We start from the raw sequence: 13,609 nt of genomic DNA on the forward strand, positions 1-13,609 counted from the left end.
AAAAAGTACCAGCCTCTGTAAATATAGAAATGATTTATTTCATTTTAGCTTCCACCCATTTGCGAGCGTTGACAAACGCTTCTATCCATGGAGTAACCTGATCGCTGTTCTTGCGGTCTGCCGGATAACAACCGTTTTGCCATGGGAAGATGGCACGTTCCAAGTGGGGCATCATCGCCAAATGACGTCCGTCTGCACTGGCAAGTCCTGCGATGGAGTAGTCTGAACCGTTCGGGTTGCCCGGGTACTCATCGTAGCTGTATTTCGCTACTACATTGTATTTGTCTTCATCGTATGGCAGTGAGAACTTACCTTCTCCGTGTGCTACCCAGATACCCAGTTTACTTCCGCTTAGTGAACCGAACATCACACTGCGGTTTGTCGGGATGGTCAGGCCGACGAAAGTAGATTCGAATTTATGGGAGTCATTGTGTAGCATCTTGCCTTTTTCCTTATGTTCAGGGTTGATTAGACCGAGTTCCATCATCAACTGGCAACCGTTACAGATACCTAGTGAAAGTGTGTCTTCACGAGCATAGAACTTGTCGAGCGCTTCTTTCGCTTTCGGGTTGAACAGGAAGCCGCCTGCCCATCCTTTGGCAGAACCCAAAACATCGGAATTAGAGAAACCACCGCAGTAAACGATCATGTTTACGTCTTCCAGTGTTTCGCGTCCGCTGATGAGGTCGGTCATCGTAACGTCTTTTACGTCGAAACCTGCCAGATAGAGTGAGTAAGCCATTTCGCGCTCACCGTTTGTACCCTTCTCGCGGATGATAGCCGCACGGATACCGCTTGGGGTACGACGATCCGGAGTGATACCGTATTGAGAAAGTTTACCTTTGAATTCCGGCATGAAAGCGAATTCAACAGGTTGCATCTTATAATTCTCGAAACGTGCTTTTGCGCAACCGTTCATAGATTGTTTGCGGTCGAGCAGGTAAGAAGAAGAATACCAGACATCACGCATATAATCGATACCGAATTGGTAAGTAGCACCATCTTTAGATACCAAAATGTGGCGTTCGTCAGTCGGTTTACCCAGTTTTATATAGCCTACGCCGGCGTCTTCCAGAATCTTCTTCACTTCATCCTTATGCTTGTCGCTGATCTGGATAACGATACCCGGGTTTTCCGCGAACAGAATCTTGACGATATCCTCTTCCTTCATCTTGTCGAGGCTGATTTCCAAACCGCCTTCTACATTAGAGAAGCACATTTCGAGTAATGTAGTGATTAAACCACCGGCAGATATATCGTGTCCTGCAAGGATCAATCCTTTGTTTACAAGTTCCTGTACGGCAAGGAAAGCGTCACGGAAATATTCGGCATCCTGTACGCAAGGTACTTCGTCACCCACTTTACCCAAAGATTGTGCGAAAGCCGAACCACCTAATTTCAGTTCGTCGAAGCTGAAGTCAATATGATAAAGTGTAGTCTTTTCATTGTTGACCAATACCGGAGATACCACTTTCTTCACGTCGGAAACTTCACCGCCGGCAGAAACAATCACAGTTCCCGGAGAAATCACTTTCTCACCGTTCGGATACTTCTGTGTCATAGACAGAGAGTCTTTTCCGGTAGGCACATTGATTTGCAGTGCGCAGCAGAAGTCGCTCAATGCTTTTACAGCGGTGTACAGACGGGCATCTTCACCTTCTTGAGAACGGCAAGGCCACATCCAGTTGGCAGACAGAGAAATACTGTCCATACCTTCCGCCATCGGAGCCCAAACAAGATTGGTTAGTGCTTCAGATACGGAAAGGATAGAACCGGCAGCCGGATCAGCCAATGCTGCTTGCGGAGCATGTCCGATAGAAGTAGCGATTCCTTTTTCGCCACGGTAGTCAAGTGCAACGACACCGCAGTCACTCAACGGCAACTGAAGTTCGCCCTGACATTGCTGGCGTGCCACTTTACCTGTTACCGAGCGGTCTACCTTATTTGTCAGCCAGTCTTTGCAGGCAACAGCTTCAAGCTGCAATACATTCGTCAGATATTCATGTAACTTAGACAATTCGTATTTCGGCATTTCGTAATGACGTTCCACGGTTTTGTCTACCATATATGTCTTGGGAGAAGAACCGAACATCTGCTCTACAGCAAGATCAAACGGACGTACACCGTCAGCCTGTTGGAAGGCGAAACGATGATCGCCGGTTGTTTCACCGACTACGTACATCGGAGCGCGTTCGCGTTCGGCAATCTTACGTACATGTTCGATGGCTTCTTCTTTAATCAATAGCCCCATACGTTCCTGGCTCTCGTTGGCGATGATTTCTTTTGCCGATAAAGTCTTGTCACCGATAGGCAACTTGCTCATATCGATTAAACCGCCACAATCTTCCACTAGTTCGGACAGACAGTTTACGTGTCCGGCAGAGCCGTGGTCGTGGATAGAAACCACCGGATTCACCTCTTCTTCACAAAGAGCACGTACTACGTTGTTGGCACGTTTCTGCATTTCAGCATTAGCACGTTGCACAGCATTCAACTCGATACCGCTGCTGTAACGACCGGTGTCAACAGAAGATACGGAACCGCCACCCAGTCCGATACGATAGTTGTCACCACCGATTACTACCACTTTATTTCCTGCTTCCGGTGTACCTTTGAGGCAGTCACGTTGTGTACCGTAACCAACACCGCCGGCAAGCATGATTACTTTGTCGTAACCATAAACCTCTTTGTTTTCTGTATGTTCGAAAGTCAGTACTGAACCGCAGATCAGCGGCTGGCCGAACTTGTTACCGAAGTCGGAAGCACCGTTGGATGCTTTGATAAGAATCTGTTCCGGAGTCTGGTACAACCATTTGCGTACCGGAAGAATTTCTTCCCATTCACGTCCTTCATCGGTGCGCGGATAAGAAGTCATGTAGACAGCAGTACCTGCAATCGGCCATGAACCTTTACCACCACCCATACGGTCGCGGATTTCACCACCGGTACCGGTAGAGGCACCGTTGAACGGTTCTACAGTAGTAGGGAAATTATGTGTTTCCGCTTTCAGTGAGATCACGCTCTTGATGTCCTTTATCTGGAAGAAATCAGGTTTTGAATGATCTGCCGGAGCAAACTGTTCAACAACCGGACCTTCGGCAAAGGCTACATTATCTTTATAAGCAGAGATGATTTTATTTGGATTTTCCTGTGTCGTCTTTTTAATCATCTGGAACAGAGAAGATTCCTGTTCTACACCGTCGATGATGAACGTTCCGCCGAAGATTTTGTGACGGCAGTGTTCGGAGTTGATTTGTGCGAAACCGAATACTTCAGAGTCGGTCAGTTTCCGTCCGAGATCATTTTCTACTTTCTTCAGATAGTCCATTTCTTCTTTAGAAAGAGCCAGACCTTCTTGTTCGTTGTATACCTCGAGATCTTCAATGTAGATGATCGGTTCCGGCTGACGGTTTGTCGTGAATACGTTTTGGTCGAGTCCTTTGTACATGCGTTGGAGCATCGGGTCGTAGTCTGCGTTTTCGTCCTTAACAGGGAAGTACTCCTCGATGCGGCTGATGCCTTCGAGCCCCATGTTTTGGGTGATTTCTACTGCGTTTGTACTCCAGGGAGTGATCATTTCGCGGCGTGGGCCGACGAAACAGCCTTTCAGGTTTTCTTCACTTTCCATCACGGCTTCGCCAAAAAGCCAGCAGAGTTTATTACTTTCGTCAGGGGTGAGCTGATGGTTGCTCTCTACGGCAATCACGCTCTTGGAAGGGGTTCTGAAAAAAAGAATCATGTTGTATATTTACGATTTTACGATTTACGATTTTACGATTGAAGTTCCTGCAGGAGAAACTCTTCTCTTTTTCTGTGGCGCAAAGATAATCAATTTCGTTGGTGGTAGGAAAAAAATAGAGAATAAATTCCTATACCTTATTTAATATGTTTATTTTTGATGTACGTTTTACTTATTATCGCTATATATAGTGATTCTTGTGTGGAAAAAACGTTAATATACTATCCCCATATCACAAAAAAGTGCGATATTTGCGACATGATTCAGATAGAGACAATATTCGATATATTAGTGAAAGGCTTTATTATTGGCGTTGTTGTGTCCGCACCCCTCGGTCCGGTGGGCGTATTATGCATCCAGAGGACTCTGAATAAAGGGCGTTGGTACGGATTCGTAACAGGGCTGGGAGCCTCGTTGAGCGATATAGCATACGCTTTGCTCACCGGTTATGGGATGAGTTTTGTGTTCGATTATATCAATAAGAATATTTTCTATCTGCAGTTATTGGGGAGTGTCATGCTACTCCTTTTTGGTATATATACCTTTCGTAGCAATCCGGTGCAATCTATTCGTCCGGCTTCGTCCAGCAAAGGTTCTTATTTCCATAATTTTATTACCGCCTTTTTCGTCACTCTATCCAACCCTTTGATAATCTTCCTGTTTATCGGACTTTTTGCCCGTTTTGCCTTTGTGCAGCCGGGAGTGCTGGTATTTGAAGAGATCACGGGATATCTTGCAATTGCTATAGGAGCATTGACCTGGTGGTTGGGTATCACTTATTTTGTGAATAAGGTGCGCACAAAATTCAATTTACGTGGTATCTGGATACTGAATCGTGTTGTAGGAAGTATCGTAGTGCTGGTATCTGTTGCCGGATTGATTTATACTTTGTTGGGAGAGTCACTTTATTAAGAGATAACATAATGAATCAGATAGCACAACAACTGAAAGAGAAGAATATTGCCGAATACCTTATATATATGTGGCAAGAGGAAGACTTGATCCGTGCCAATCATTGTGAACCGGAAGAGATGGAGGCAAATGTAATTGCCCGTTATCCGGAAGAACAGCGGCCTGCCATGCGAGAATGGTATACCAACCTGATTACGATGATGGGCGAGGAAGGAGTACGGGAAAAGGGGCATCTGCAGATTAATAAGAACGTGATTATCAATCTGACAGAGTTGCACAACGCATTGTCCTCTTCTCCTAAATTTCCTTTTTACAGTGCTGCTTATTTCAAGGCATTACCGTTTATCGTAGAATTACGGAATAAAAACGGCAAGAAAGATGAACCCGAACTGGAAACCTGTTTTGAAGCGTTGTATGGAGTACTCCTGCTTCGTCTTCAAAAGAAGCCTATCAGCGAAGGAACTGCCAAGGCAGTGGAAGCTATCACTAGTTTCCTTTCTATGTTGGCAAATTATTATGATAAAGACCGTAAAGGTGAATTAAAACTGGATGAATAAATGAGAATTTTAGTAACGGGTGCCAACGGTCAGCTTGGCAATGAGATGCAGGTGCTTGCGAAAGAGAACCCGCAACATACGTATTATTTCACAGATGTGCAGGAACTCGACATCTGCGACAAGCAAGCTGTGTGGACTTATATGGCAGAGAAGCAGATTGAGCTTGTTGTTAATTGTGCTGCTTATACAGCTGTAGATAAAGCAGAAGATAATCAAGAATTAGCATACAAATTGAATTGTGAAGCACCGAAACAACTGGCAAGTGCGGCCCAAGCCAATGGTGCTGCCATGATACAAGTATCTACTGATTATGTATTTGACGGTACTGCGCATACTCCATACACGGAAGACTGCGATCCTTGCCCGGATTCTGTATACGGCACCACTAAACTGGAAGGAGAAAAGGAGGTAATGAATCACTGCGAGCAAGCAGTCGTTATCCGTACCGCATGGCTCTATTCTACTTTTGGCAATAATTTCGTAAAGACGATGATTCGTCTCGGAAAAGAGCGTGACAGCTTGGGAGTTGTTTTCGACCAGATCGGAACTCCGACGTATGCCAATGACCTGGCACGGGCCATCTATGCTATTATTAATAAAGGTATTGTTCGCGGTATCTACCATTTCAGCAATGAGGGAGTTTGTTCCTGGTATGATTTCACAGTAGCTATTCATCGTCTGGCAGGAATAACTACCTGCAAAGTGAAACCTTTGCATACAGCCGAATATCCCGCGAAAGCAAACCGCCCGGCATATTCCGTGCTTGATAAAACGAAAATAAAAACAACGTTCGATATAGAGATTCCTCATTGGGAGGAGAGCCTCAAACAATGCATTGATAAAATTATGAAAGATGAATAATGAATCTAGGCTATGTTATTCCAGCATAGCTTATTCATATTTTATAATTCATAATTCTAACTAAAAAACTATGGCAGATAATACAGAAATTTTGAGACGGCGGACGTTCGCCATTATTGCGCATCCGGATGCAGGTAAGACATCTTTGACGGAAAAGCTATTGCTTTTCGGAGGTCAGATACAGGTGGCAGGTGCGGTAAAGAGTAATAAGATTAAAAAGACAGCTACGTCCGACTGGATGGAAATCGAGAAACAACGTGGTATTTCGGTAACGACTTCCGTGATGGAATTCGACTATCGGGACTATAAGATTAACATTCTCGATACTCCCGGTCACCAGGACTTTGCCGAAGATACATACCGCACACTGACAGCTGTAGACAGTGTTATCATCGTTGTAGACGGTGCGAAGGGTGTGGAAACACAGACGCGTAAACTGATGGAGGTGTGTCGTATGAGAAAGACTCCGGTAATTATCTTCGTCAACAAAATGGACCGTGAAGGAAAAGACCCGTTCGATTTGCTCGATGAACTCGAAGAAGAACTGATGATTCAGGTTCGTCCCTTGTCCTGGCCGATTGAGCAGGGAGCACGTTTCAAAGGAGTATACAATATCTACGAACAGAAACTGGACTTGTATCAGCCATCCAAACAGATGGTAACAGAGAAAGTGGCAGTCGATATTCATACGGAAGAACTGGATCAGCAGATTGGTAAGTCGTTGGCAGACAAACTGCGTGGCGATTTGGAACTGATCGAAGGTGTTTATCCGGAATTTGATTCAGAATCCTATCTCGCAGGAGACTGTGCGCCTGTATTCTTCGGATCAGCATTAAACAACTTCGGTGTGCAAGAGTTGCTGAACTGTTTCGTTGAGATAGCTCCCAGCCCTCGTCCTGTACAGGCAGAAGAGCGTGAAGTGAAACCCGACGAACCGAAATTCACCGGATTCATTTTTAAGATAACCGCCAACATTGATCCTAACCATCGTTCTTGTGTGGCATTCTGTAAGATTTGCTCCGGTAAGTTTGTCCGCAACGCTCCATATACACACGTCCGTCATGGAAAAATAGTGCGTTTTTCATCGCCTACCCAGTTTATGGCACAGCGCAAAACGACGATTGACGAAGCATACGCAGGAGATATTATCGGTCTGCCGGATAATGGTACCTTTAAGATTGGCGATACATTGACAGAGGGTGAACTGCTTCATTTCCGCGGTTTACCGAGCTTCTCGCCGGAAATGTTCAAATATATCGAGAATGCCGATCCGATGAAACAGAAACAGTTGGCAAAAGGTATCGACCAGTTGATGGATGAAGGTGTGGCACAGCTGTTTGTCAATCAATTCAATGGCCGTAAGATTATTGGTACGGTAGGACAGTTGCAGTTTGAGGTCATTCAGTATCGTTTGTTGAATGAATACAATGCATCCTGTCGCTGGGAGCCGGTAAGCCTTTATAAGGCCTGCTGGGTAGAAAGCGATGATCCGGCGGAGCTGGAAGCCTTTAAGAAACGTAAATACCAATACATGGCAAAGGATAGAGAAGGACGCGATGTGTTTTTGGCGGACTCCAGTTATGTACTTCAGATGGCTCAAATAGACTTTAAACACATAAAATTCCACTTTACAAGTGAGTTTTAGAACATATTCGTACGATTTAAACTAAAAAATCAGGTAAAAAAAGGAAAAACATATCTCATATAAATGAGTGAAGAGAAATGAAGACACTATCCTGGGATAAGATTCAGCAAGGGGATGAAGAGGCATTCCGGCAGCTTTATGAGCAATATGCAGATTTACTGTATGGATATGGCATGAAGATAGCCGGTGATGATACGCTGGTGACCGAGGCGATACAGTCGTTGTTTGTTTACATCTTTGAGAAAAGAGAAACTTGCGCGGCGCCTCAATCCATACCCGCTTACTTGTGTGTTTCGTTGAGACACATGATAGTGAACGAACTGAAAAAAGAGAATAGTGGATCATTCAAATCACTGGATGAAGTAGGCACAAACGAATATCAGTTTGATCTGGAGATCGATATTGAAACTGCTATTATCCATTCAGAGTTGGAAAAAGAACAGCTGGAAGTTTTGCAGAAAGAGCTGAACAATTTGACAAAGCAACAGCGGGAGGTATTGTATCTGAAGTACTATAAGAAGATGAGTCCGGAAGAAATAGCCCAGGTGATGGGACTCACTTCGCGTACAGTTTATAATACGACTCATATGGCTATATCCAGTCTACGGGAGCGTATGAGCAAATCTTTCTTGTTACTGGTGGCAGCTAATTTGTGGATTTTTAATTGAGGTGAGATATGGAAAAGTGGACAGAATCTTTAGAACAATACCTGGAGGAAGGTAAGCTTCCTCTAGTGGGCGAAATATTTTCCCGTAAGAAAGAAATAGGCGATAAATTAAAGTTGCAGCGCGAAGAAAGCCATAAGATTACCTTAAGCCGGAAAAGAAAACAAAGTGTCGGAAAAAGCTTCTCCTTCTCTTGGGGAGTGGCAGCTGCGGTCGTTCTTCTTTTGGGAGTAGGCAGTTACTTCCTGGCAGAGGAAAAGGTGGTGACGGATAACACTGCAATGAATTATGAATTGCCCGATGGCAGTAGTGTGCAGGTGATGGAAAACTCACGTCTGACTTACAATCATATCACATGGCTTTGGGAGCGTAAGTTGCAATTGTTGGGCAAAGCCTCTTTCAATGTAACCAAAGGCAAGACATTCACCGTCAGCACTGAAGCCGGCGACGTGACGGTACTCGGTACTAAATTCCTGGTTGATCAGCAGGGAAAGAAGATGTTTGTAAACTGTGAGGAAGGAAGCGTGAAAGTTGAGACTGCCGTAGGTAAGCGTACATTGCTTGCCGGTGAAAGTGTGCGTTGCGATGAAACCAAGATTGTGCCAGTAGAAAAAAAGGCGGAAGAATCAGAGTTCCCCGAAGTGTTGGGATATGAAGATGACCCGCTGATAAATGTAGTGGCAGATATTGAGCATATATTTGAGGTGACAGTCGTCGGGCATGAGAAATGCGAGGGGCTGACCTATAACGGGACGGTCTTAACGAAAGACCTGAACGCCACACTGGAAAAAGTCTTCGGGTCGTGTGGAATCAGTTATCAAATTCGAGGGAAAGAAATTATTTTAAAATAAAAAAAAGCCTCTTCTGACTATCCAGAAGAGGCTTTTTTGTTTTTCTTCAAATTTTCTTCATTTTTTCTTGGTAAAAAAACAACGGATGCTTCTCTTTCTAATATAAGAGCTATTTAATGATATTTGAAGAAAACGGTAGAATTGATTAGAAGATTAAATGTTGTAGAAGAAATTAGAAATTATCCGGCAGAAATAAGGCCGGGATTCAGAACAGACAATAGATGTTTTATAGAGAATTACAAGCTAAACTCAAAACAAACAATAGATGCTTTTTATAAAATTTAAATTTAACCCAAAACAAACAATGTTTTAAAAGAAATGCAAACTAGGGCTCAAAGCAAACAATAGACAGCGGCAGATGAATTATTCCTGCCACAAACGTAAGCCGGAAAGATTCCCTCATCGGACGTGATATGAGCTTTAGAGGCTTGTTTTTTCCGATTAAACAGACTTAGTTGGCTTAAAAAAAAGGGTTTTTCAACTAGACTGCTACGCTAATTAAAAGAATGAAAGCCGTGATGGCCCATGAGAGGTTTAACAAGACCGGTTTTTTATCTGGTAGTTTAATAGTAGGTTAAGAGGGTATGAAACCAGAAAAGGGCTGAACCGGTCTATCATTGAGTATTTTTATTTAATAATTGTTTTATCAGAATGTGAGAGAAAGTTGAGGGGCTTTCTCTCACATTTTTTTGTAGGAACGATAGATAGGACGATTTACTATTGGACTATTTACCATTTACTATTTGGGTTGTGCAATAGAAGCAGATAGTAAATGAGATAAATGGGAATTTAGTTTAGATGTGGATGGCACGCTAAATCATAAATCATAAATCATAAACTTCCCCAGTTTTCCAATCAGAGAAATGACGTTTTTATACATTATATTCCTTTCTTAATTTATTTTATAATAAAAATTTGGTATTTTCGGACGATTTTTAGACGAACAACTTAAAATACTAATAGTTTATTATATGGAAAATATCGAAACAGCGATCCTGCTGATGGTGGTCGGAATGGCTACCGTGTTTGTTATTCTGCTGATTGTGATTTATTTAGGTAAGTTGTTGATTACATTAGTCAACAAGTATGCCCCTGAAGAAGTGGTTCCTGTGAAGCGGGAAGCATCGCAAGGTCCTGCCCCTGTTCCGGGAAACATCTTAGCCGCCATTACAGCTGCTGTAAATGTGGTGACACAAGGTAAAGGAAAAATCACTAAAGTAGAAAAATTATAAATCTATAAAGAATATCACTGAAAGACATGAAAAGAGAAGTAAAGTTTAGTTTGGTTTTCCGAGATATGTGGCAATCTGCCGGAAAATACGTACCTCGTGTAGACCAACTCGTAAAGGTAGCTCCTGCCATCATTGAAATGGGCTGTTTTGCCCGCGTAGAAACAAACGGCGGAGGTTTTGAACAGGTAAATTTATTGTTTGGTGAAAACCCGAATAAAGCGGTGCGCGAATGGACAAAACCGTTCCACGAAGCCGGTATTCAAACCCACATGCTCGACCGCGCACTGAACGGACTCCGTATGAGCCCCGTTCCGGCAGACGTCCGCAAATTATTCTACAAAGTAAAGAAAGCACAAGGAACAGACATTACCCGTACGTTCTGCGGATTGAACGACGTGCGTAACATTGCTCCTTCCATCACATACGCAAAGGAAGCAGGCATGATTTCGCAATGTTCGCTTTGCATCACTCATTCGCCTATCCATACCGTAGAGTACTACACCAATATGGCGCTGGAACTCATCAAACTGGGAGCAGACGAAATCTGTATCAAAGACATGGCAGGAATCGGCCGCCCTGTATCGTTAGGTAAGATCGTAGCAAATATCAAGGCGGCACATCCCGAAATCCCCGTTCAGTATCACAGTCATGCAGGTCCCGGATTCAATATGGCAAGCATCCTCGAAGTATGTGAAGCCGGTTGTGACTACATCGACGTAGGCATGGAACCGCTATCCTGGGGAACAGGTCACGCTGACTTGCTTAGTGTGCAGGCGATGCTGAAAGACGCCGGATATCAAGTGCCCGAAATCAATATGGAAGCCTACATGAAAGTACGCGGCATGATTCAGGAATTTATGGACGACTTCCTCGGCTTGTATATCAGCCCGAAAAATCGTCTGATGAACTCCTTGCTGATTGCTCCCGGACTTCCCGGCGGTATGATGGGTAGTTTGATGGCCGATCTCGAATCCAATCTGGAATCTATCAATAAATATAAGGCAAAACACAATCTGCCGTTTATGACGCAAGACCAGTTGCTCATCAAGCTGTTTGATGAAGTAGCTTACGTATGGCCTCGTGTCGGTTATCCTCCATTGGTGACTCCGTTCAGCCAATACGTGAAGAACCTCGCCATGATGAACGTGATGGCCATGGAAAAAGGAAAAGAACGTTGGGGAATGATTGCCGATGATATCTGGGATATGATTCTGGGTAAAGCCGGACGTCTGCCGGGCAAACTTGCTCCCGAAATCATTGAAAAGGCAGAACGTGAAGGCCGTAAGTTCTTCGAAGGTGATCCGCAGAATAACTATCCTGATGCTCTCGACAAATATCGCAAACTGATGAAAGAGAACAAATGGGAAGTGGGACAGGACGACGAAGAACTCTTCGAATATGCTATGCACCCGGCTCAATATGAGGCTTACAAGAGTGGCAAAGCAAAAGAAGACTTCCTGGAAGACGTAGCCAAACGTCGTGCCGAAAAAGATAAATCTCCGGAAGAAGATGCCAAACCGAAGACACTGACCGTACAAGTGGACGGACAGGCCTATCGTGTGACGGTAGCATACGGTGATACCGAACTACCTGCTGCTCCTGCGGGTGCTGCCGCTGCTCCGGCAGGAGAGGGTAAAGAAGTACTTTCTCCGTTGGAAGGCAAGTTCTTCTTAGTGAAAGGTGCGCAGGAAACTCCTTTGCAAGTAGGTGACACTGTGAAAGAAGGTGATGTAATCTGCTATGTAGAAGCGATGAAGACCTACAATGCCATCCGTGCAGAGTTTGGCGGTACAGTGACTGCTATCTGTGTCAACCCGGGAGATGCTGTTTCAGAAGATGACGTATTAATGAAGATAGGATAATGAACGAAATATTTGAGAACTTATATGACATGACTGCGTTCAGCAATATCATTGCCGAACCGCAGTTCCTGATAATGTATGCCATCGCGTTCGTTCTGCTCTATTTGGGTATTAAGAAACAGTACGAGCCGTTGTTGCTTGTCCCCATCGCTTTCGGTGTGTTGTTAGCCAACTTCCCCGGAGGAGATATGGGCGTGATTCAGGCCGACGAAAATGGTATGGTGATGGTAAACGGAGTGTTGAAGAACATCTGGGAAATGCCTTTGCATGACATTGCCCACGAACTGGGAATCATGAACTTCATCTACTATATGTTGATTAAAACAGGTTTCCTGCCTCCGATCATCTTTATGGGTGTCGGTGCGCTGACGGACTTCGGGCCGATGTTGCGTAACCTGCATCTTTCTATATTTGGTGCAGCTGCACAGTTGGGTATCTTTACCGTATTGCTGGTAGCCATCCTGATGGGATTCACCCCACAGGAAGCCGCTTCTCTGGGCATTATCGGTGGCGCGGATGGTCCGACAGCTATCTTTACCACCATCAAACTGGCGCCGCATTTGCTGGGCCCGATTGCCATTGCCGCTTATTCGTACATGGCGCTCGTTCCGGTGATTATTCCGCTGGTAGTGAAGCTGTTCTGTACGAAGAAAGAGTTGAGCATCAACATGAAAGAACAGGAAAAGAAGTACCCTTCGAAGACTGAAATCAAGAACCTGCGTGTATTGAAGATTATCTTCCCGATCGTGGTAACTACTATTGTTGCCCTTTTCGTGCCGAGTGCAGTGCCTTTGGTGGGTATGTTGATGTTTGGTAATCTGGTGAAAGAAATCGGAACCAACACATTCCGCTTGTTCGATGCCGCTTCCAATAGCATCATGAATGCTGCCACCATCTTCCTCGGACTGTCCGTAGGAGCAACGATGACCACGGAAGCTTTCTTGAACTGGACGACTATCGGTATTGTAGTAGGTGGCTTCCTGGCATTTGCTCTTTCTATCACAGGCGGTATCCTGTTCGTGAAACTGGTAAATCTCTTCTCGAAGAAGAAAATCAATCCGCTTATCGGCGCCACTGGTTTGAGTGCCGTTCCGATGGCGAGTCGTGTAGCCAATGAGATTGCTTTGAAATACGATCCGAAGAATCACGTATTGCAGTATTGCATGGCAAGCAACATCTCCGGAGTAATCGGTTCTGCCGTGGCTGCGGGTGTGTTGATCTCCTTCCTTGCGTAAGCGAGGAGAATCTTCATCATTGAAGATCTTATTTCTTCATGGAGAAATAC

The 13,609-nt window shown here is 44.4% G+C and carries 10 protein-coding genes; 9 read left to right on the top strand and 1 reads right to left on the bottom strand.

Annotated elements, in window-relative coordinates; translation table 11 throughout:
• Positions 1-34 precede the first annotated feature (34 nt).
• Positions 35-3,739 (bottom strand): phosphoribosylformylglycinamidine synthase, encoded by a 3,705-nt coding sequence (gene purL / locus ACT8YW_RS01145; RefSeq protein WP_444103716.1) that lies wholly within the window; start codon positions 3,737-3,739, stop codon positions 35-37.
• A 258-nt stretch (positions 3,740-3,997) separates the two neighbouring features.
• On the opposite strand from purL, the gene ACT8YW_RS01150 reads away from it, so the two are divergent.
• The 9 genes from ACT8YW_RS01150 to ACT8YW_RS01190 all read left to right on the top strand — a co-directional run bounded on the left by ACT8YW_RS01150 (position 3,998) and on the right by ACT8YW_RS01190 (position 13,559).
• Positions 3,998-4,651 carry a LysE family translocator gene (locus ACT8YW_RS01150; RefSeq protein WP_444103717.1) on the top strand — a complete coding sequence of 218 codons (654 nt, stop codon included), beginning with the start codon at positions 3,998-4,000 and terminating at the stop codon, positions 4,649-4,651.
• An 11-nt stretch (positions 4,652-4,662) separates the two neighbouring features.
• Positions 4,663-5,208, top strand: coding sequence for a DUF4924 family protein (locus ACT8YW_RS01155; protein WP_004304427.1), 546 nt, complete (start codon positions 4,663-4,665; stop codon positions 5,206-5,208).
• Positions 5,209-6,069 carry a dTDP-4-dehydrorhamnose reductase gene (gene rfbD / locus ACT8YW_RS01160; protein ID WP_394902605.1) on the top strand — a complete coding sequence of 287 codons (861 nt, stop codon included), beginning with the start codon at positions 5,209-5,211 and terminating at the stop codon, positions 6,067-6,069.
• A 70-nt stretch (positions 6,070-6,139) separates the two neighbouring features.
• Complete coding sequence (locus tag ACT8YW_RS01165) at positions 6,140-7,714, top strand: peptide chain release factor 3 (protein WP_444103718.1); 1,575 nt, start codon at positions 6,140-6,142, stop codon at positions 7,712-7,714.
• A gap of 77 nt (positions 7,715-7,791) precedes the next feature.
• Positions 7,792-8,382, top strand: a complete 591-nt coding sequence (locus ACT8YW_RS01170) for an RNA polymerase sigma factor (RefSeq protein WP_004300948.1) — start codon at positions 7,792-7,794, stop codon at positions 8,380-8,382.
• A gap of 8 nt (positions 8,383-8,390) precedes the next feature.
• Positions 8,391-9,230 carry a FecR family protein gene (locus tag ACT8YW_RS01175; RefSeq protein ID WP_049703490.1) on the top strand — a complete coding sequence of 280 codons (840 nt, stop codon included), beginning with the start codon at positions 8,391-8,393 and terminating at the stop codon, positions 9,228-9,230.
• 971 nt (positions 9,231-10,201) lie between these two features.
• Positions 10,202-10,462, top strand: coding sequence for an OadG family protein (locus ACT8YW_RS01180; protein WP_004300941.1), 261 nt, complete (start codon positions 10,202-10,204; stop codon positions 10,460-10,462).
• A 26-nt stretch (positions 10,463-10,488) separates the two neighbouring features.
• Entirely contained in the window at positions 10,489-12,324 is a 1,836-nt protein-coding gene (locus ACT8YW_RS01185; RefSeq protein WP_004314195.1) for a biotin/lipoyl-containing protein, read from the top strand.
• Complete coding sequence (locus tag ACT8YW_RS01190) at positions 12,324-13,559, top strand: sodium ion-translocating decarboxylase subunit beta (protein WP_444103719.1); 1,236 nt, start codon at positions 12,324-12,326, stop codon at positions 13,557-13,559. Before ACT8YW_RS01185 ends, ACT8YW_RS01190 begins: the two co-directional genes overlap by 1 nt.
• Positions 13,560-13,609 lie beyond the last annotated feature (50 nt).

Source organism: Bacteroides sp., assembly GCF_052357945.1.
GTDB lineage: Bacteria > Bacteroidota > Bacteroidia > Bacteroidales > Bacteroidaceae > Bacteroides.